Source organism: Conexibacter sp. CPCC 206217 (assembly GCF_030646165.1).
GTDB lineage: Bacteria > Actinomycetota > Thermoleophilia > Solirubrobacterales > Solirubrobacteraceae > Conexibacter.
In genome coordinates this window covers 503200-521878 of sequence record NZ_JAUTDO010000001.1, presented here as the reverse complement: position 1 = coordinate 521878, position 18679 = coordinate 503200, and the positions used below count along the sequence as shown (strand labels likewise).

General features: G+C 71.3%; 18 protein-coding genes, 2 pseudogenes and 2 riboswitches. Of the genes and pseudogenes, 9 read left to right on the top strand and 11 right to left on the bottom strand.

Annotated features, from left to right (window positions below; translation table 11 throughout):
- Positions 1-59: 59 nt before the first annotated feature.
- From xseB to Q7L65_RS02455, 6 genes are all read right to left on the bottom strand, one after another.
- On the bottom strand, positions 60-347 hold the full coding sequence (gene xseB, locus Q7L65_RS02480) for an exodeoxyribonuclease VII small subunit (RefSeq protein WP_304718635.1): 288 nt from the start codon (positions 345-347) through the stop codon (positions 60-62).
- Entirely contained in the window at positions 344-1759 is a 1416-nt protein-coding gene (xseA, locus tag Q7L65_RS02475) for an exodeoxyribonuclease VII large subunit (protein ID WP_304718634.1), read from the bottom strand. The genes xseB and xseA overlap by 4 nt, the downstream gene beginning before the upstream one ends.
- A complete protein-coding gene (locus Q7L65_RS02470) occupies positions 1756-2790 on the bottom strand; it encodes an LLM class F420-dependent oxidoreductase (RefSeq protein ID WP_304718633.1) in 1035 nt (344 codons plus the stop codon). The genes xseA and Q7L65_RS02470 overlap by 4 nt, the downstream gene beginning before the upstream one ends.
- Before the next feature lie 87 nt (positions 2791-2877).
- The gene (locus Q7L65_RS02465) at positions 2878-3156 is read right to left on the bottom strand and encodes a hypothetical protein (protein ID WP_304718632.1); all 279 of its coding nucleotides are present in this window, start codon (positions 3154-3156) and stop codon (positions 2878-2880) included.
- A complete protein-coding gene (locus tag Q7L65_RS02460; protein WP_304718631.1) occupies positions 3153-4358 on the bottom strand; it encodes a cell wall-binding repeat-containing protein in 1206 nt (401 codons plus the stop codon). Before Q7L65_RS02460 ends, Q7L65_RS02465 begins: the two co-directional genes overlap by 4 nt.
- Positions 4359-4454: 96 nt before the next feature.
- On the bottom strand, positions 4455-6122 hold the full coding sequence (locus tag Q7L65_RS02455) for a DUF3352 domain-containing protein (protein WP_304718630.1): 1668 nt from the start codon (positions 6120-6122) through the stop codon (positions 4455-4457).
- A gap of 98 nt (positions 6123-6220) precedes the next feature.
- Positions 6221-6368, top strand: a riboswitch (cyclic di-AMP (ydaO/yuaA leader).
- A gap of 35 nt (positions 6369-6403) precedes the next feature.
- Between Q7L65_RS02455 and Q7L65_RS02450 the strand changes: the two genes are divergently transcribed.
- From Q7L65_RS02450 to Q7L65_RS02440, 3 genes are all read left to right on the top strand, one after another.
- Complete coding sequence (locus Q7L65_RS02450; RefSeq protein WP_304718629.1) at positions 6404-7069, top strand: hypothetical protein; 666 nt, start codon at positions 6404-6406, stop codon at positions 7067-7069.
- 102 nt (positions 7070-7171) lie between these two features.
- The gene (locus Q7L65_RS02445; protein ID WP_304718628.1) at positions 7172-7948 is read left to right on the top strand and encodes a PspA/IM30 family protein; all 777 of its coding nucleotides are present in this window, start codon (positions 7172-7174) and stop codon (positions 7946-7948) included.
- Positions 7945-8223 (top strand): hypothetical protein, encoded by a 279-nt coding sequence (locus Q7L65_RS02440; RefSeq protein WP_304718627.1) that lies wholly within the window; start codon positions 7945-7947, stop codon positions 8221-8223. The genes Q7L65_RS02445 and Q7L65_RS02440 overlap by 4 nt, the downstream gene beginning before the upstream one ends.
- A gap of 98 nt (positions 8224-8321) precedes the next feature.
- Here the strand turns inward: Q7L65_RS02440 and Q7L65_RS02435 are convergent, their stop codons facing one another.
- From Q7L65_RS02435 to Q7L65_RS02425, 3 genes are all read right to left on the bottom strand, one after another.
- Positions 8322-8894: a hypothetical protein gene (locus Q7L65_RS02435; protein ID WP_304718626.1), complete on the bottom strand. Its 573-nt coding sequence runs from the start codon at positions 8892-8894 to the stop codon at positions 8322-8324.
- A 30-nt stretch (positions 8895-8924) separates the two neighbouring features.
- Positions 8925-9815: a zinc metalloprotease HtpX gene (htpX, locus tag Q7L65_RS02430; protein ID WP_304718625.1), complete on the bottom strand. Its 891-nt coding sequence runs from the start codon at positions 9813-9815 to the stop codon at positions 8925-8927.
- A gap of 109 nt (positions 9816-9924) precedes the next feature.
- Positions 9925-10722: a hypothetical protein gene (locus tag Q7L65_RS02425; RefSeq protein ID WP_304718624.1), complete on the bottom strand. Its 798-nt coding sequence runs from the start codon at positions 10720-10722 to the stop codon at positions 9925-9927.
- Between the two features lie 116 nt (positions 10723-10838).
- Positions 10839-10958: riboswitch (cyclic di-AMP (ydaO/yuaA leader) on the top strand.
- Between the two features lie 138 nt (positions 10959-11096).
- Between Q7L65_RS02425 and Q7L65_RS02420 the strand changes: the two genes are divergently transcribed.
- Complete coding sequence (locus tag Q7L65_RS02420; protein ID WP_304718623.1) at positions 11097-12305, top strand: murein hydrolase activator EnvC; 1209 nt, start codon at positions 11097-11099, stop codon at positions 12303-12305.
- Between the two features lie 29 nt (positions 12306-12334).
- On the opposite strand, the pseudogene Q7L65_RS27645 reads toward Q7L65_RS02420, so the two are convergent.
- A pseudogene (locus Q7L65_RS27645) lies at positions 12335-12733 on the bottom strand (DUF234 domain-containing protein); the annotation flags it as partial.
- 92 nt (positions 12734-12825) lie between these two features.
- A pseudogene (locus tag Q7L65_RS27640) lies at positions 12826-12984 on the bottom strand (hypothetical protein); the annotation flags it as partial.
- A 427-nt stretch (positions 12985-13411) separates the two neighbouring features.
- Here Q7L65_RS27640 and Q7L65_RS02410 point away from each other — a divergent pair.
- From Q7L65_RS02410 to thrB, 5 genes are read left to right on the top strand one after another with little or no spacing between them, the layout of a single operon-like run.
- Positions 13412-14230 (top strand): prolipoprotein diacylglyceryl transferase, encoded by an 819-nt coding sequence (locus Q7L65_RS02410; RefSeq protein ID WP_304718621.1) that lies wholly within the window; start codon positions 13412-13414, stop codon positions 14228-14230.
- Positions 14231-14290: 60 nt separating this feature from the next.
- The gene (lysA, locus tag Q7L65_RS02405; RefSeq protein WP_304718620.1) at positions 14291-15559 is read left to right on the top strand and encodes a diaminopimelate decarboxylase; all 1269 of its coding nucleotides are present in this window, start codon (positions 14291-14293) and stop codon (positions 15557-15559) included.
- Complete coding sequence (locus Q7L65_RS02400; protein WP_304718619.1) at positions 15549-16790, top strand: homoserine dehydrogenase; 1242 nt, start codon at positions 15549-15551, stop codon at positions 16788-16790. The genes lysA and Q7L65_RS02400 overlap by 11 nt, the downstream gene beginning before the upstream one ends.
- Positions 16787-17800: a threonine synthase gene (thrC, locus tag Q7L65_RS02395; RefSeq protein ID WP_304718618.1), complete on the top strand. Its 1014-nt coding sequence runs from the start codon at positions 16787-16789 to the stop codon at positions 17798-17800. The genes Q7L65_RS02400 and thrC overlap by 4 nt, the downstream gene beginning before the upstream one ends.
- 18 nt (positions 17801-17818) lie before the next feature.
- Positions 17819-18673 (top strand): homoserine kinase, encoded by an 855-nt coding sequence (thrB, locus tag Q7L65_RS02390; protein WP_304718617.1) that lies wholly within the window; start codon positions 17819-17821, stop codon positions 18671-18673.
- Positions 18674-18679: the final 6 nt, after the last annotated feature.

Sequence of the window (18679 nt, the reverse complement as noted above, 5' to 3'; positions counted from 1 at the left end):
CACTGCGGGCGCGGCGCCGTCGCTGCTCTTTCGCGCGGTCGCGAGCGGGGTCGCCGCGTTCATCGCTGCTCGCCGGTCTCGCCGCCGCGCTCCAGCCGCGCGACCAGCTCGTCGAGCCGCAGCTCCTCCAGCCCTCTGCCGACGGCGTCCAGTTCGCCGGCGCAGAACTCGACCAGGCGGCGGCCCTCGGCGACCAGCTCCAGGGTCTCGCGCAGGCCGGCCTCGCCGGAGTCGAGCCGGCGGATGATCTCCTCGATCCGCGCGCTCGCGCGCTCGTACGTCAACTGGCCCTGCGGCTCCTCGCCGGGGGCGCCGGCGCCTTCGATCCCGATCTGCACGCTGCTCATCTTGCCGCATCCTCCACGTCGGCCCCGACGACGCCCTCGTCGCCGGCCGGATCGCTCACGTCGGCGCGGACGCGACCGTCGTGGAAGCGCAGGTCGAGCGTGCCGGCGGCGCGCGCCTGCTCGGCCGAGGTGACGAGCGTGCCGTCCGCCTGCTCGACGAGCGCGTAGCCGCGCTCCAGCGTGCGGGCGGGATCGTGGGCGGCGAGCGCCAGCTCCAACCGTTCGAGGTCGCGTCGGCGTCGTGTCGTGGCGGCGTCGGCGCTGTGACGCAGCCGCTCGCCGTCGCCGCGCAGCAGGGCCCCCGCGCGGGTCCGGTCCGCGGCGGCGACGTCGGCCTTGCGGCGCAGCACGAGCAGCCGTGTCGCGGCCAGGTCGCGCTCGCGCTCGCCGCGGCGACGGGCGCTGGCGCGCAGCTCGCGCAGTTGCTGATGCAGGCGGCGGCGGTGGCGGGCGACGTGCTCGGCGGGGGCGCGCGCGAGCGCCGCCAGCGTGCGCGCGCGGTCGAGCACGGCGCGGCGGCCGTGACGGTCGAGGCGACGCGTCTCGCGGATCAGCCTCGCGCGCGCGTCGTTGACGTCGAGTCGCACGGCCGCCTCCGCCGCATGCGTCGGCGTCGATGCGCAGACCGCAGCGACGTCGTCGATCAGCGTGCGGTCGGTGTGGTGGCCGACCGACGCGATCACCGGCACGCGCAGCAGCGCGACGGTGCGGCACAGCGTCTCGTCGCAGAATGCGAACAGGTCGGCGAGCGAGCCGCCGCCGCGCGCGACGATCACGACGTCGACCTCCTCGATCGCGGCGAGGTCGCGCAGCGCCTGCGCGATCTTCGGCGCGGCGTGACGGTCCTGCACCGGCGCGAAGCCCCAGATCAGACGGCCGCCCCAGCCGCGCCGTCGCAGGCCGGCGAGCACGTCGTCGCGGGCCTTGCCGGTCTCGCCGGTGACGACGCCGATCGTGCGCGGCAGCAGCGGACGGGGAAGATGCCTCTGCGGCTCCATCAGCCCCTCGGACGCGAGCAGCTTGCGCAGCCGCTCGACCTGCGCGAGCAGATCGCCCTCGCCGGCGATCCGCAGGTCGGTCGCGCGGAAGGAGAAGGAGGGGGAAGAGGTCGCGCTGCCCGGGTAGTAGTCGCAGCCGCCCGCGAGCACGACCTGCGCGCCGTCGGTCGGCTCGACGTCGAGCGCGTCGAAGTCGCTGCGCCACATCGCGCACGGCAGTGCTCCGCGCGGATCACGCAGCTCGAAGTAGACGGTCGTGCGGCTGGAGCGGAAGTTCCACAGCTCGCCGAAGACCTGCACGCGCGCGAACGAGCGCAGCTGCTGTCTCAGCCGCTCCGCGTAGACGCCGACGGCGAACGGGCCCGGCAGTGCGCTGCCGGGGATGCCGGCGGGTACGGGAGCGGGCTCGCTCACGGCGCCGCCGCGACCGCGCGCACCGTCGCGGCCTTGTCGCCGGCGGGCACGATCACGAGCGTGTCGGCACCGATCGCGCGGTAGCGCTCGAGGCGCTCGGCGAGCCCGTCCGGCGTGGTCGCGATCGTCGAGATGTCGAGCAACTCGTCGCTGAGCGCTGCCGCCGCGCCGACGCGGTCGCCGTCGAGGAAGCGCTCCTGGCAGGTCCGCGCCGCGTCGCCGTAGCCGTAGCGGTCGGCCAGTTCGACGTAGAAGTTCTTGTCCTTCGCGCCCATTGCGCCGAGGTAGAAGGCGAGCCACGGTCGCACGAGGTCGCGCGCCTGCTCGACCGATTCGGCGACCGCCGTCGGCACGACCGGTGCGACGTCGATCTCCGCCAGCGAGCGTCCGGCGGCCTCGGCGCCCCGCCGCAGCGGATCGAGCAGCGTCTCGGGCTGCTCGGGGTTGAGCAGGAACGGCAGCCAGCCGTCCGCGATCGCGCCGGTCTGCTCGACGGCCTTCGGCCCGATCGCACCGAGGTAGACGGGGATCCGCTCCTGCACCGGCTTGGCGAGCAGCTTCAGCGGGCGGCCGAGCCCGGTCGCGCCGGGCGCGTCGGCCGGCAGCGGCAGCGTCCACTCGCTGCCGTCGTACGTGACGGTTCTGCGCGCGAGCACCATCCGCACGATCTCGACGTACTCGCGCGTGCGGCTGAGCGGTCTCTTGAACGGCGTTCCGTACCAGCCCTCGGAGACCTGCGGCCCCGACAGCCCGAGCCCGAGCCGGAAGCGCCCGCCGCTGAGCACGTCGAGCGAGGCGGCCGCCATCGCCGTCGCGGTCGGCTGGCGCGCCGGGATCTGCATCAGCCCGGAGCCGAGCGCGATCCGCTGCGTCTTGCCGCTCAGCAGTCCCAGCACGGAGACGGCGTCCTGCCCCCATGCCTCCGAGATCCAGACCGAGTCGAGCCCGAGCTCGTCGCCGAGCACGGCCAGCTCGACCTGCTCCTGCGGCGTGAACCAGGGCCAGTAGGCGAGAAAGAGACCGACGCGCATCCGCGCGAGCCTAGCTCACCGGGCCGCCGCCGCACGGCAGCAACCACCCGCCGAAACCCCGCGACGCCCGTCGCAGAGCGCCGCCGCTCAGGCGGCGTCGTCGACGCTGGCGAGCGTCTTCATGCCCGGCTGCTCGGGCGTCCCGCGGACCTCGCCGTGGAAGGCGATGCCCTCGAGGCGGGCGATCTCGCGCTCGCCCTCGACGCGGGCGGGGTGATCGGCCGGGAGGCCTCTGATCAGTTTGCGGATGCGCTCGCGCAGTTGCAGCGCGAAGTGCGGGGTCGATGCGCCCATCAACTGCCGGACGTCGTCGACGGTGACGTCGCGTCCGGGGCGGAGGCGATCTGGATGCTCGAATTGGCTCACGGCTGGCTCGTTCTGACCGGGGAGATCTCCAGGAGGCTGTCGATGCGCGACTGGACCGGAAGCGATATCGCCGCCTCGTCGCCGATCAGCCAGGCGTGATTGTAGACGCCGCGGACCGGGTCGCGCTCGTAGCCCGGCTGTATGTCCAGCAGGTACTCGCCCAGCGGCAGCGGCAGCGTCGCCGCGTCGTCGAGCAGCAGCAGCGGCCCGTAGGTCCCGCTGGCCGACAACGGCGCCGCCACGGCGGCGTCCTCGGGGCTTCTGTCGTTGGCGAAGACGAGCCCGTGGCCGGGGTCGACGACGCCCCAGCCGAACGCGCCGTCGCTGTAGCGCGCGAACGCGATCGAGTTTCTGACGGCGTCCTCGCCGGACACGCGCGTCACCGTGCCGAGGCCTCTGAGCGCGCGCTCGACGTCTGAGCTGATGACCGTCTCCGGGCCGAGCACGTAGATTCGCGGTCTGCCGTGGGCGCGCAGCGCCGCGAACGTCGCGCCGGGGATCGTGTCTCTGCTGACGAAGAGCACCGGCGTGCCGCTCTTGGCGGCGTAGGCGGCCGCCGGCATCGCGAAGGCCGGATCCTCACTGGAGGCGATCATCACCGCGCGCGTCGGTCTGCCCGCGGCGGCCGACTGGAATCTGTCGATCGCGGCCGCCAGTACCGCCGGGTCTCTGCCGTCGATCGTGGTCGAGCGGAAACCACCGGGGGCGGGCGTGTCGGAGCCGATCCGTACCACCTGGACGCCGCCGAGCGCTCTCTCGCCGGTCGGCGCGAGCGCTCTCAGCGCGTCGTCGCTGGCCTGCGGCAGCGACGTGCCGTCCGACAGCAGCAGCGGCGCCCGCAGCGGGCTGCTCATCAGCACCGCGGCCGCGAGGCCGGCCTGCCAGTTGTCCTGGTCGGCGATCGCGACCGCCGGCGGCTGTGTGTTGGGCGCCCCGCCGGGGTACACCGCGCGCGCGATCGCGGCGGCGTTGGCGACCGCGTCGGCACCGCCGACGCGGGTCGTGTTCTTCGTCGCGAAGCCGGGGAAGCCGAGCTGTTGCGACGCCTGCGGCTGGTCGCCGCTGGAGCCGATCTGCGGCGTCGGCAGCGGGTCGTCTGAGCCGGACGTGTCGGCGCTGCCGTCGTCGCCCCCGCCGCAGCCGGCAAGGCCGGTCAGCAGGAGCAGCAGAAGACCGGCGAGGGCGAGGCTGCGGCGCATCATCGGCCACGCACCATAGCCCGCCGCTCGCCGCTTCGAGTCGGTGACCTGTGAACGAAGTTCGGGAACGGAGCGGCGCGCAGGTCGCGCCATCCCGCTTTACGGCGTCACGTCGGCCGTCTGCGTCCCCTCGCCGTCGCCGTCGTCACCCGGCGTGCCCTCCGGGTCCTGCAGGTTCAGCGTCAGGCGCCCCGTCGTGCGCCCGTCGTCCTGCTTGGAGCCCGCGACGATCGATCTGTACGCGGTCAGGTACGGCAGCGCGGACTGGAAGTCAGGGTCGCTGTCGAGCCCGAGCGCTCTCAGCAGCGTGATCATCGGCTCGGGCACGAGCACGAAGGCGGGCTTGAAGTCGTCGCCCAGCGAGGCGATCGCGCTCTTGCCCGGTTCCGTGTCGTCGAGCTTCTCGTCGGGATCGAGCGCGTCGCGCGTCGACGCCACGCCGAGTCCGAGCACGACCTTGTCGTCCTGCGCCAGCACGACGATCGGTTGCGGGAACGTCGGCAGCTTCAGCTGGAAGCCTCTGCCAGCGCCGGTCGTCGGCGTCGTCGGCAGGCCGAGGCCACCGACGATCCGCTCGAGTCTGCCGACGAAGCGCTGCGAGGCGGCCGGGTCGCCGGAGCCGATCACGATGCCGCCGCCGATGTCGAGCGGGGAGGTCCCGCGCACGAACGCGGCGATCCCGCCGAGCCAGCCGAGCACATCGCTGTCGAGGTCCAGCGCGGTCAGCTGTCTGACGGCTCTGGCGGCCTCGTCGTACTGGCCGGCCTGTCTCAGCGTTCTGCTGATCAGGTCGCCCAGCAGCGGCGTCGCGAACGCGGCCCAGGCGTCGCCGGGCAGGTCGCCGATCGCGACGGCGCCGTCGCCCTCGTTCTGCGGCAGCTCGGCGGAGCCGGAGCTCACGTCGAAGACGACCTGGTCGGCACGCGCGGTCAGCGAGGCCGTGATCGGCTCGGAACCGAGCGCTCTGTCGATCTGGTCCTGCTGCTGCTCGAACGCTCTCCGAAACTCGGGGTCGAGTTGCTGCGCCTGCTGCTCGGCCTGGTCGCTGATCAGTCTCGCGATCCCGGCCGGCTCGACGTACGCCCACGCGAGGCGGTCGTCGGCGAGCTCGTCGGCGGCCGTCGTGAAGCGATCCTCGTCGGCCAGCGATCTGCCTCTGGAGGCGACGACGGCGGCTCTGAAGCCCTCGGCCGTGCCGACGACGAAGAAGTCGTCGATCAGGCCGGTCCACGAGTCGTCTCTGCTGTCGACGCTGTAGTCGACACCCTCGTAGGTGCCGCCTCTTTGGAGGTCTCTGTCGGCGAGCAGTCTGTCGATCGCCGCCTGCGCGGCGTCTCTGTCTCTCACGTCGGCGATCACCGCGCCGTCGGGCGACTCCGTCTGCGCGGCGTTCTCGATCAGCAGGAAGCCGCCGATCGTGCTGCCGAGCCAGGGGTCGATCTCTCTCGTGAAGACGCCGCGCTGGCCGTCGGTCTGCTCGTCGAACAGTCTGCGCAGCTCTCTGCCCGGGTCATCGACGCGCAGCATCCGTCTCGCGGCTGTGACGATTCCCGCCTCGACGTCGCCGCTGGGGCGCACGAGGATCTCGCCGTAGACGGTCGCGTTCGGCGGCGCCAGCGTCGCGGGGCCGTCGCTGGGCGCGGCGGCCTGGGAGTTGTCGTCGCCACTGCCGCCACAGGCGGCCAGCACGACTGTCGCGAGCAGCAGCAGAAGCGCCGCCGCCAGCCGACGGGAACGCCTGATAAAGGGCAGATGAGAGGATGGCATGCGCGGCATCCTAGGTGTCGAGACCGACGGCAGTTCCCGATGCGCGGGAATTTTCACATTCGATAGGGGTTGACGTAACGCCGGTGACCTCCTTAGGATGCCGCGCAACGCCGAATCCGGGGCCCGAAGCCCCGGACCGGGGGACCCAAGTCGTTTGGGGCTAATTCCACGGTCGACCCGTGGGAGGCGCAGGCTCTTTCAGCGCTAGCCCGACAGCTAACCCCGGAGGCCGACGAAAGAGGAAGCTGTTGCGTTTCAGGACCCTGCTTGCGCTGGGTCTCATGACGGTCTTTGCCATCTGGGCTCCCGCGGCTTCCGCGGTGGTCTCGGGCGGTGCGGGCGTCACGAGCGAGGCGAAGCCGAGAGCCCCCGAGGGCAAGAAGGCCAAGAAGGCGAAGAAGTCGCCGGCCAAGCAGGCCCCTCAGGCACCCGAGGTCCAGCAGGCGCAGCAGTCCGAGCAGGGGCAGCAGCCCGGTGCGGCCGCCGGCGGCGCCAGCGCCGACTACGTTCCGCCGCAGGACAGCCGTCCGACCGTCCCCGGCGCTCGCGCGATCTTCAGAGACGGGATCGCCTACGCCCCCGCTGCCGCGCCCGTCGAGGTGCAGGAGGCGGTTTGGGCGGCGAACGACCTGCTCGACAAGCCGTACGTGTACGGCGGCGGGCACAAGAGCTTCCGCGCCAGCGGCTACGACTGCTCCGGCACGGTCTCCTACGCGCTCAACGGCGGCGGCCTGCTCGACAGTCCGCTCGATTCGTCCAGCTTCATGTCGTGGGGCGACTCCGGCAGAGGCGACTGGATCACCGTCTACACGAACCCCGGTCACGCCTTCGTGATCATCGCCGGCCTGCGGCTCGACACGAGCGGTCCCGGCGCAGAGGGTCCGCGCTGGCGGCCCGGCAGATACACGACGCGCGGCTTCAAGGCGCGTCATCCCGAGAACTTCTGAGCGCCGCTCGCCGCCCGCCGTACGGTTCGCCGCCCTTCGGCCGGTGTCCGTGCCCGATAGGCTTGATGCTCTGATCCACGAACCTGTCCGAGGAGGATCCTGATGGCCGGTCTGTCCGGGCGCTTCTCCACCGTCGTAAAGGCGAAGATCTCCAAGCTGCTCGACAAAGCAGAGGATCCTTCCGAGACGCTGGAGTACAGCTACCAGAAGCAGATGGAGCTGTTGCAGAACGTGAAGAAGGGGCTCGCGGACGTCGTCACGTCCAAGAAGCGCCTTCAGCTGCAGTCGCAGAAGATGGAGCAGCAGGTCGTGAAGCTCGACACGCAGGCGCGCCAGGCGCTGTCTGCGGGCAACGAGACGCTGGCGCGCACGGCCCTGGAGCGCAAGGCCGCGATCCAGAGCGAGCTGCAGGGTCTCGACACGCAGGTCGCCGAGCTCGAGCAGCAGCAGCAGTCGATGGTCGACAACCAGGCGAAGCTGCAGGCGAAGATCGAAGCCTTCCGCTCCAAGAAGGAAGTCGTCAAGGCGCAGTACTCGGCCGCCGAGGCGCAGGTGCGCATCTCGGAGGCGGCGACGGGCGTGGGCGAGGAGATGGCCGACGTCGGCCTCGCGATGCAGCGCGCGCTCGACAAGACCGAGAACATGCGCGCCCGCGCGGGTGCGATGGACGAGCTCGAGAAGGCCGGCGCGTTCGACGACCTGACCCAGCTCGGCGACGGTCAGGACGACATCGACCGCCAGCTCGCGCAGCTCGGCGCCGGCGGAGCGGTCGACAGCGAGCTGGAGAAGCTGAAGGCCGAGCTCGGCGGCGGCAGCGCGCCCGCGGCGGAGCTGGGCGCCGGCGACGCGCCCGCGGCGGACGCGGAGAAGCCGGCATGATCGTCCGCATCTCGGGCGAGGGTCAGTTCAAGTTGGCGGACGACGTCGCAGGCCGCCTCAACCAGCTCGACAACGACGCGGTCGCCGCGGCCGAGGCCGAGGACGAAACGCGCTTCGTCGAACTGTTCGCGCAGATCATCACGCTGATCCGCAGCGAAGGCACGCCGCTGGCGGCCGACGAGTTGCACGGCTCCGACGTGATCGTCCCGCCGCCGGACACCTCGTACGAAGAGGCCCGCCACGAGTTCACCGGCGAGGGCCTGATCCCGGGCTGACCCGCCCGCCGTCAGGTCAGAAGTCTGAGCAGCGCCCGAGCGCCGGCCGAGAGGCCGGCGCTTCGCGTTGTGCGAGCGGCCCGGAGGGGCCGGCCGGCTCAGATCGGGATGCCCCAGAGCGGGAACCAGCGCTCGAGCTCGGCCTCGAGCGGCAGCTCGGCTCCGACCTGGGCCTTCAGACGCAGCTCGGATTCGCTGTCGCGCTGCTGGGCGCCGCCCGCGGGGACGAAGGGGTAGAACGAGCCGCGCTTGTAGTTGTAGATCCAGTAGAGCGGTCTGCCCTGGGCGTTGCGGAAGGCGAAGACGGAGCAGAGGATGCGGTCGCCGTAACCGCCGGCCTCGAGCGCGCCGCTGACGGCGTTGATGCCGACGACGAGGTCGTCGAAGTCCTTGTCCTTGAGCACGATCCAGCGGTAGCCGTACTCGTCGTCGCGCGACTCGACGACGGTGTCGGAGTCGCTGCCGAGGCCCTCGACGACCTCGACCATGTCTCTGACGATGCCGTCGAAGTCGGCGGTCGCGAGCGCCTGGAAGACGATCCCGGCCTCGCCGCTGGTCGTGATGCTCAGCTCCGTCTCGAACTTGACGTACGCGGTCGTCATCGCGAACAGCCGGTCAGGCGCCGGTCTCGCGAGTCTGCGCTTGCCGGTGAGGATGTCGAACAGGCCCATGGGGCGGAGCGTATCCGGTCGTCCAGCCGGTTACGCCGCGCCCTGCAGCTGCGACTCGAGCCGGCTCAGCGCCGCGATCCGCTTCTCCATCGGCGGGTGCGTCGAGAACAGGTTCATGACCGAGTTCTTCGCCTTCGGCGGGAAGATGTAGAAGGCCGCCAGCTCTTCGGATGCTCGCAAGTCTCTCTGCGGGATCCGGTCCATCGTGCCGGAGATTCTCATCAGCGCCGACGAGAGCGCGCTCGGTCGCCCGGTGATGATCGCCGCGCCGCGGTCGGCCGCGAACTCGCGGTAGCGCGACAGCGCCTGCAGCAGCAGGAACGAGACGATGTAGACGACAACCGAGACGAGGATCACGACGATGAAGCCGGGGCCGTCGTCGTCGCTGTCGCCGCCGCCCGTGAAGAGGAAGCCGAACTGCACGATATAGGAGGCGATCGCGGCGAAGAAGCTCGCGATCGTCATCACCATCACGTCGCGGTTCTGCACGTGCGTCAGCTCGTGCGCCATCACGCCCTCGAGCTCGGCGGGGGACAGCAGGTCCATGATCCCGGTCGTCGCGCAGACGGTCGCGCTCTTGGGCGAGCGGCCGACCGCGAACGCGTTCGGCATCGGCGTGTCGGCGACCGCGACGCGCGGCTTGGGCAGGTTCGCCTGCACGCACAGGCGGTCGATCATCGCGTGCAGCTGCGGCGCCTCCTGCGGGGACACCTCGCGGGCGCCCATCGCGTGCAGTGCGAGCTTGTCGGAGGCGAAGAACTGGACCGCCAGCAGGCCGCCGACGACGATCAGCAGCGGCAGCGCTCTGGCCGCCACGATCACGCCGATCAGCACCGCGTAGATGAGGCCGAGCAGGAACAGCGTCAGCGTCATCCGGACCTGGAGTCCGGTGTCCTTGCCGAAGTTCGATGGGCGGGGCATGAGCGGCGATCCTCCTGAGTGCAGGGTCTGCACGTCATGATCGCAGACGCGGATCAGGCGCCGCTAAGCGTGTCGAGGTGCCGGCGCGAGATCCGCGGGCGCGCGGACGCTACGGCTCGCCCCACGCGAGCCGGCTGCCCGCGTGCGACTCGGCGCCGAAGACGTCGTCCAGCAGCGGCGTCGCGTCGCCGATTGTGAAGCGCTCCAGCAGATGCCGCTCCACATCCGCGCGCGCAGCGCCGCCGACGGCCATCTCGATCGCGACCAGCCGCGCCGCGTTGGAGACGTCGCCGTTGGTCGCGGGTGCTTGGTCGGCGGGAGCGGGCTCCGGCTCCCGGGCCTCGTCGCTCGCGATCGGCCGCTCCCGCACAGGCTCCGACGCGCGCGCCCACATCGGGCCGGTGCGCTCGGGAGCGGGGTCGGATGCAGGAGGTGCGACGGCGGACACCGGAGGGGGAGTCGGTGCAGTGACCGGAGGGACATCGACGGGCTCCGCGTGCTGCGCTGGCGCCGGAGCGGCGCCGGCGGGCGCGGCGGGGGGCGCTGGCGCCGCCGGCCACGGCGCACGGGGGAGGGCGCCGCGCAGTTCGTCGTCGCTGCGGCGCAGTTCGTCGTTCAGCGCGGCGGCGGCGTCGGACAGCTCGTCGGCGAGGCGGCGGGCCGCGCTGCTGAGCGACTCCAGCCGGGCGGCGCGCGCGGCGGCCTCGGCGTCGACGTGCAGGCGCGAGGCGGCGAGGTAGCGACGGACCTCCTCCTCGGCGCTGCGGCGACGGTCCTCGATCGCGCGCTCGGCCGCGAGCGCCTCGCGCTCGGCGGCGCGGACGATCGCCTCAACGTGCCCCGCGAGGTCGCCCCCGAGAGCGCTGCCCGGTCGATCGAAGCGCGTGTCGTCGTGCGAAGAACCCATACGGCTGACGGCCGAGGTTACACACGAGGGGCCGCGATCCGCCACCGTCGCGGCGTTTTCTTGCAAGTTCTGGACCAATATCCCGCCGCCGCAGGCCCGATTGCTACCCTTCGCCGTGCCGAATCCCCTGCAAAGCACGGGGAGCGGGGGACCCAGAACCAGCAGTTCCCGGGGCGAATCGCGATCTGATGACCGCGTAGCGCAACGCGCGAGCCCGACAGCTAACCCCGCAGGCACCGCATCGCACCGACCACAGATGACGCCCGTCGACGCCTTCGCCAACGCCCGCGCCGGTTGCCCGGACGCCGTGCATTCCATAACACTGAACCCGAGCTTGAAGCTTGGGCCGGTCCGACCCTAGACTCGCGCGTCGCATGCGTCTTCGGATCCTCCTCGCCACGCTTCTGCTCCCGCTGCTCGTGTGGGCGGCGCTGCCGCTCGTCTCCAGCGCCGACCCGCAGTCCGACATCGACCGGCTGCAGGGAAGAATCGACCAGAAGCAGGCGCAGCTCGACAGAGTGAAGGGCAGAGCCCAGATCCTGACGAGCGACATCACCGCCTTCACGCGCAGAATCGACGAGCTGCAGAGCAGCGTCAACGGGCTGCAGGACAGACAGGACGCGATCCAGACGCAGCTCGACGCCAAGCGCCTCGAGCTGATCAGAACGCAGGACGAGCTGCGCACCGTGCGCGCCCGCCTCGCGAGACTGAGAACGCGCCTCGACAGCGCGCGCAGAACGCTCGCGGCGCGCCTCGTCGAGCTGTACAAGTCCGACGAGCCCGACATCGTCAGCGTCGTGCTCGACTCCGACGGCTTCGCGGAGCTGCTCGAGAACGGCGCATACCTGCAGCGGATCGGCGAGCAGGACGGCCGCATCATCACGTCGGTCAGAGACGCGAAGCTGGAGGCCGCGGCCGAGACGACGCGGCTCGACACGCTCGAGAGAAGGCAGCAGCAGATCGCCGACGAGATCTACCAGCGCCGCAACGAGGTCGCGCGTGCGCGGATCGCCGTCGAGAGAAGGCGCGACGCGGTCGACCGCATGCGCGCCGGCAAGCGCGACCTGCTGCGCGGCGTCAACGCGCAGGCGGGCGAGCTGCACGAGGACATCAGAGGGATGCAGGCGCAGCAGTCGAGAATCGAGCGCCAGATCCAGGCGGCGCAGAACCCCTCCTCGACCGCGTCGGATCCCGGTCCCGTCAGAGGCGGTGGCCGCTTCGTCTGGCCCGTCAGCGGCCCGATCACCTCGCCCTTCTGCGAGTCGCGCTCGTGGGAGAGCTGCCACCCCGGCATCGACATCGGCGTCGCCGAGGGCACGCCGGTCCACGCCGGCGGCAGCGGCACCGTGATCATGGCCTCCTACAACGGCGGCTACGGCAACTACACCTGCATCGACCACGGCGGCGGCATCTCCACCTGCTACGCCCACCAGTCGGCGATCCAGGTCAGCGTCGGCCAGCAGGTCTCCCAGGGCCAGGTGATCGGCCTGTCCGGCAACACCGGCTTCTCGACCGGCCCCCACATGCACTTCGAGGTCCGCATCAACGGCGCCGTCACGCAGCCGCTGAACTACCTCGGCTGAGCCGGCCGAGGAAGCGCGGGCGACCGCGCTCAGCGGTAGATGTCCTCGGGTGTGACGAGGCGGTGACGCGCGAGGTCTGAGTCGGCCAGCCTGCGCAGCTGGTCTGTGAAACCGGCGCGTGAGAAGAACCAGTGCCGGCGGACGTCGTCGGCGCCGGGGACGTGCTGCTCGACCTGTGTCAGCAGCTTTTCCTCGCCGTAGTCCATCGGCGCGCTGGTCCACTTGCAGCTCGCGGTCGCGAGCACGTCGCCGGCGCGGTCGAGCGCGACCGCGTCGAGCTCGCGCTCCTCCGTGCGTCGCGGAGCGAACTGGACCTTGCCCCACCACGCCCCGACGAAGACGGCGTTGGGCTCGTGGCGCCCGATGTGCTCCTGGCAGATCCGCTCCCAGGCGGGCTTGGAGACGAACGCGTCGAGGTTCGGGAGGACCGTCTCGACCTCGGGCTGGCCGTCGCGGGGCGCAGCTGCTCGACGAGCTGGAGGCGTTCGAGCACGTCGAGCGTCTGGTAGGTCTGCGCTGAGTTCAGCCCGGTCCTGTTGGCGATCTGCGAGTTGCGCGCCGCCCCGCGGGCGATCGCGTCGAGGACGGAGAAGTAGCTTCTTGTCTTCGGCCGAGTAGCCCGGCACGAACAGTGCGGCGGAGCGATGGTCGAACGGCGCCAACGCGAGCTGTCCGTCACGTCGCCCGTACATCTGGCCGCCGAGCACCTCCTCGCGGAAGAACGACACCTCGCTGCCAGCGATCACGAGCACCAGGGGGAGGTCGCGTCCGACCGTGCGCCACCACGTGTTGAGCAGCGTCGCGAGTTCCGGCTGCTGTCTCGCGACATACTGGAACTCGTCGAGCACGACCAGCGTGCGCTCCCCGGTCGAGGCGAACTGGGCGACCGCTGCGAGCGCGGCGGACCAGCTCGCGACGGGCTGCTCGGCGAGCAGCTGGTTGCCACTGACGCGCGCCAGCTCCTGTGAGAACGCCTGCAGCTGGTTGCGCTCGGTCGTGTCGGTCGCCTCGAAGTAGCAGCATCTCTTGAAAGAGCATCTCTTGCGCCCGGCGGCCCGGTGGCACCGCCGTCGGCCCGCGGAACCCGTGCCGGTAACCTTCACGCCGTGCTGAAATCGATCGACGTCTTCGGACTGCAGCTGCAGACCTTCGGGATCTTCTTCGCACTGAACTTCCTCTGTTGGGCAGCGGTTGCGGCGCGGCGGTTGAAGGAGCTGGGCAAGCCGGTCGACTGGGCCTACGAGATGCTGTTCGTCGCGCTGATCGGCGGCCTGATCGGGGCGCGCGGGTACTTCCTGCTGCAGAACTGGGACGACGTCAAGGGCGACGTCTTCGGCAGCCTCTTCTCCGGCGGCGGGTTGATCTGGTACGGCGGGCTGATCGGCGGCGTGATAGCGATGCTGATCTGGGCGAAGTGGCGCGGGTTCCTCTCGCTGCACCTCGTCGACATCGCCGCGATAGGCCTGCCGCTCGGCTATGCGATCGGCCGCATCGGCTGCCAGATCTCCGGCGACGGCGACTACGGCAAGGAGTCGTCGCTGCCGTGGGCGATGGGTTACCCGCATGGCGCGGTGCCGACCGATCCCGGCGTCGAGGTGCAGCCGACGCCGATCTACGAGACGCTGTCGATGGGCCTGCTCGCGTTCGTGCTGTGGAACCTGCGCGACCGCTTCCGGCCCGGCGTGCTGTTCGGCTTCTACCTCGTCGGTGCGGGGATCGAGCGCTTCCTCGTCGAGTTCGCGCGCCGCAACGACTTGGTCGTCGGCTTCATGACCGCCGCGCAGGTCGAGAGCCTGATCATGTTCGCGCTCGGCGTCGCCTGGCTGCTGTTCATGCGCGCGCGCGGCGGCGGTCAGCTCGTCGCCTCGGACGCGCCCGCCCCGCAGCCGAAGGACGCCAAGCGCCGGCGTCCTGCGACCGCCTGAGCTGCCGCGCGAGGACCGCGGCGCTCGCACCACCCGCCAGCCGGCATAATCACGCTCGCCATGGCCGCGACCCAGCTCTCCCACGTGCTCCCGCTCGGCAGCCGCGTCAACGACCTCGGACACCTCGAGATCGGCGGCTGCGACGCGCTGGAGCTTGCGCGCGAATTCGGCACGCCCGCCTACTTCGTCGCCGAGGACGACATCCGCACGCGTGCGCGGGCGTACGTCGAGGCGATGAGAGCCCGCCACGACGACTTCGACGTGCTGTTCGCCTCCAAGGCGTTCCCCTGCACCGCGGTCTACCGCCTGCTGGCCGAGGAGGGCCTCGTCTGCGACGTCGCCTCCGGCGGCGAGCTGGCGCTGGCGCTGCGCGGCGGCTTCGACCCGAAGCGGATCTACCTGCACGGCAACGCGAAGTCGCTCGCCGAGCTGGAGCAGGCGATCGACGCCGGCATCGGCCACGTCGTGCTGGACTCGTTCATGGACATCGACCGGCTGGAGCGCGTCGCGGCCGACCGCGGCGTCTCGCAGCGGGTGCTGATTCGCGTCACGCCCGGCGTCGCCGGCAGAACGCACGCGAAGATCTCGACCGGCCAGGCCGACTCGAAGTTCGGCTTCGGACTCGACGACGCGAAGCTCGCGATCGAGCGGCTGCGCGGCTCCGGCAGCCTCGAGCTGGTCGGGCTGCACATGCACATCGGCTCGCAGCTGCTGTCGTTGGAGGCGTACCGCCCGGCGGTCGAGGCGCTCGCGACGCTCGGCGACTTCCCCGTCTACAACTTCGGCGGCGGCCTCGGCGTCGCCTACACGGCCGGCCAGCAGCCGCCCGCGATCGAGGAGTGGGTCGACGCGAACGTCAGCGCGCTGCACGAGCTGCTCGGCAGGGACAAGCGCCTGCTGATCGAGCCGGGCCGCTCGCTCGTCGCCAACTCGACGGTGACGCTCTACACCGTCGAGACGGTCAAGCGCAACGTCTCGACCTGGGTCGGCGTCGACGGCGGCATGTCCGACAACCTGCGCCCGATGCTCTACGGGTCCGTCTACGAGGCGTTCTTCGCCGACCGGCCGCAGCTGGCCGGCACGGGGGAGACCGCCCACGTCGCCGGCAAGCACTGCGAGTCCGGCGACGTGATCGTGCGCGACGTGCCGCTGGCCGATCCGCAGCCGGGCGACGTGCTCGTGACGCCCGCGACCGGCGCCTACGGCCACGCGATGGCGAGCAACTACAACGGGATCCCGCGTCCGCCGGTGATCTTCTGCAAGGACGGCGACGCACGAGTGGTCGTCCGTCGCGAGACCTACGACGATCTGGCAGCCCGTGACGTCTGACACAACCGCAGCGCCCTTCCGTATCGGCCTGCTCGGATACGGCACCGTCGGTGCCGCCTTCGCCGAGCTGCTGCCGCTGCGCGCCGAGCAGATCGCGCACGTGACCGGGCTGCGACCCGAGATCGGCGGCGTGCTGACGCGCTCCAGAGGGGACTTCGAGCAGATCCTCGCCTCCAGTGACCTGATCGCGGAGCTGATCGGCGGAATCGAGCCGGCGCGCGACTACGTGATCCGCGCGATGCGCGCCGGCAAGCACGTCGTCACCGCCAACAAGCAGCTGCTGGCCCAGCACGGCGAGGAGCTGTGGGGGATCGCGCGCGAGCAGCAGGTGCAGCTGCGCTTCGAGGCGGCGGTCGCCGGCGTCGTGCCGGTCATCCGCGTGCTGCAGGAGTCGCTCGCGGCCGCGCACGTCGAGCGGATCCACGGGATCGTCAACGGCACCTCCAACTTCATCCTCAGCGAGATGGCGCGCACCGGCGCGCCGTACGCGGACGTGCTCGCCGCGGCGCAGCGGCTCGGCTACGCGGAGGCCGATCCGAGCGAGGACGTCAACGGCAAGGACGCCGCCGCGAAGATGGCGATCGTCGCGCGGCTCGCGTTCGACACCCCGGTGCACCTCGACCAGGTCGCCGTCGAGGGGATCGAGCGGATCGGCCCGGACGACCTCGAGTACGCGCGCGACCTCGGGCTCGGGCTCAAGCTGATCGGCACGGCGGAGCGCGTCAACGGCGGCATCTCCGTGCGCGTGCACCCGGCGTTCCTCTACGCGCGCCACCCGCTCGCCTCGATCGACGGTCCCTTCAACGCCGTCACGATCGAGTCCGAGGCGATCACCGAGATCACGATGTCCGGCCCCGGCGCGGGCGGCCCGCAGACCGCGAGCGCCGTGCTCGGCGACGTCGTCAGCGCGATGATCCCGCCGGCCTCGACGCCGGAGACGAGCGAACGGCTGGAGATCGTCTCCGACGTCGTCTCGCCGTTCTACCTGCACCTCGAGGTGCTCGACGAGCCCGGCGTGCTGTCGCGCATCACGGGCGTGCTCGGCGAGCACGGGATCTCCGTCAAGTCGGTCGTGCAGAAGGGCCTCGGCGACAACGCGCGGCTCGTGATGGTCGTGCACCCGGTGCTGGAGTCGCGCTTCTTCGCCGCCGTCGAGCAGATCGCCGCGCTGCCGGCGCTGCGCACCCAACCGCGCGCGATTCGCGTGATCGAAGAGGAGTTCAGCTCGTGAGCGTCGGACTGATCGAGCGCTACCGCGACCGCCTTCCGTTCGCCGCCGACGACCCCGTCGTCACGCTCGGCGAGGGCTCGACGCCGCTGATCCACGCGCCGACGCTGTCCGACCGCGTCGGGGCGGAGGTCTGGATCAAGTTCGAGGGCCTCAACCCGACCGGCTCGTTCAAGGACCGCGGGATGACGTGCGCGGTGTCCGCAGCCGTGCGCGAGGGCGCCGAGGCGGTCATCTGCGCCTCGACCGGCAACACCTCCGCCAGCGCCGCCGCCTACGCCGCGCGCGCGGGTCTGCGCTGCGCCGTGATCGTCCCCGAGGGCAAGATCGCGACGGGCAAGCTCGCACAGGCGCTGATGCACGGCGCGCGCGTGATCGCGCTCAACGGCAACTTCGACGAGGCGCTGAAGCTCGTGCGCGAGGTCGTCGACCGCCACCCGATCGCGCTCGTCAACTCGGTCAACAGATACCGCCTGGAAGGCCAGAAGACGGCGGCCTTCGAGGTGATCGAGCAGCTCGGCTCGATCGACGCGCTCTGCATCCCGGTCGGCAACGCGGGCAACATCACCGCGTACTGGAAGGGCTTCAACGAGCTGGGCGAGAGACCGGCGATGTACGGCTTCCAGGCCGCCGGCGCCGCGCCGCTGGTCGAGGGCGCGCCGGTCGCCAACCCGCAGACGATCGCGACCGCGATCCGGATCGGCAACCCGGCCCGCTGGGAGGAGGCGATGAACGCGATGTCCTCCTCGCATGGGGCGGTCAGAGCGGTCACCGACGAGCAGATCCTCACCGCCTACCGCTTCCTCGCGTCCAGAGAGGGCGTCTTCGTCGAGCCGGCCTCGGCCGCCTCGGTCGCCGGTCTGATGGTCCACGGCGCGGGCGACGCCGAGCGGATCGTCTGCGTCTGCACCGGCCACGGCCTGAAGGATCCGGACACCGCGCTGGACCAGGTCGGCGGCGTGCTGCCGTGCGAGCCGACGTTGACGGCCGTCGAGCACGCCGTGCTGAGCTAGGACGGCGAGGACACGACCTTGGAACGCCGCCGCGTCGTTCGCGTCCCCGCCTCCTCCGCCAACCTCGGCCCGGGCTTCGACGTGCTCGCCGCGGCGCTGTCGCTGCAGTTGGAGGTCGAGGTCGTCGAGACCGGCAGCTTCGCGGTCGAGACCGACCTCGACATCGCCAGAGACAGGCGCAACCTCTGCGTGCGCGCGTTCGAGCGACTGCACCCGTCGACCGACTTCACCTTCCGGATCAGATCGCAGATCCCGCTGTCGGGCGGGCTCGGCTCCAGTGCCGCGGCGATCGTCGCCGGCGTGATGGCCGCCGACCACCTGTTCGAGCTGGACGTCGACGTCTTCAGGCTCGCGTGCGAGATCGAGGGCCACCCCGACAACGTCGCCGCCGCGCTCTACGGTGGCGTCGTGATCTGCGCCGACGGCGGCGTCACGCGGATCGAGCCGCCGACCGGCCTCGAAGGCCTGCTGGTGGTCCCGCACGAGGCGGTGCGCACCGCCGCCGCGCGCGGCGTGCTGCCGGCCGAGGTGCCGATCGCCGACGCCGTCCACAACGTCGCGCACGCCGCGCTGCTGACGCTCGGGCTCGCGCGCGGCGACTGGGACCTCGTCGGCCGCGGCCTCGACGACCGTCTGCACGAGCCCTACCGCGCCCACCTCTACCCGCGCTCGGCCGAGCTGGTGAGGGACGCGCGCAGCCTCGGCGCGCTCGGCGCGACGATCTCCGGCGCCGGCCCGACCGTCCTCGTCTGGACCCACTACGAGCAGACCGCCGCCGTCGCGGAGGCGCTGCGCGAGCGCGCTGCGGGGTGGGCGCAGGTGCTCCGCGTCCCCTTCGAGACGCAAGGTGCGGATGTAGTCACGTTGACCTGATCGCCG

Bases quoted from the DNA above. Each gene is read 5' to 3' on its own strand.
- xseB (WP_304718635.1), bottom strand. From the start codon at position 347: ATGAGCAGCGTGCAGATCGGGATCGAAGGCGCCGGCGCCCCCGGCGAG.
- Q7L65_RS02470 (WP_304718633.1), bottom strand. From the start codon at position 2,790: ATGCGCGTCGGTCTCTTTCTCGCCTACTGGCCCTGGTTCACGCCGCAG.
- Q7L65_RS02460 (WP_304718631.1), bottom strand. From the start codon at position 4,358: ATGATGCGCCGCAGCCTCGCCCTCGCCGGTCTTCTGCTGCTCCTGCTG.
- Q7L65_RS02455 (WP_304718630.1), bottom strand. From the start codon at position 6,122: ATGCCATCCTCTCATCTGCCCTTTATCAGGCGTTCCCGTCGGCTGGCG.
- Q7L65_RS02450 (WP_304718629.1), top strand. From the start codon at position 6,404: ATGACGGTCTTTGCCATCTGGGCTCCCGCGGCTTCCGCGGTGGTCTCG.
- Q7L65_RS02445 (WP_304718628.1), top strand. From the start codon at position 7,172: ATGGCCGGTCTGTCCGGGCGCTTCTCCACCGTCGTAAAGGCGAAGATC.
- Q7L65_RS02440 (WP_304718627.1), top strand. From the start codon at position 7,945: ATGATCGTCCGCATCTCGGGCGAGGGTCAGTTCAAGTTGGCGGACGAC.
- Q7L65_RS02435 (WP_304718626.1), bottom strand. From the start codon at position 8,894: ATGGGCCTGTTCGACATCCTCACCGGCAAGCGCAGACTCGCGAGACCG.
- htpX (WP_304718625.1), bottom strand. From the start codon at position 9,815: ATGCCCCGCCCATCGAACTTCGGCAAGGACACCGGACTCCAGGTCCGG.
- Q7L65_RS02425 (WP_304718624.1), bottom strand. From the start codon at position 10,722: ATGGGTTCTTCGCACGACGACACGCGCTTCGATCGACCGGGCAGCGCT.
- Q7L65_RS02420 (WP_304718623.1), top strand. From the start codon at position 11,097: ATGCGTCTTCGGATCCTCCTCGCCACGCTTCTGCTCCCGCTGCTCGTG.
- lysA (WP_304718620.1), top strand. From the start codon at position 14,291: ATGGCCGCGACCCAGCTCTCCCACGTGCTCCCGCTCGGCAGCCGCGTC.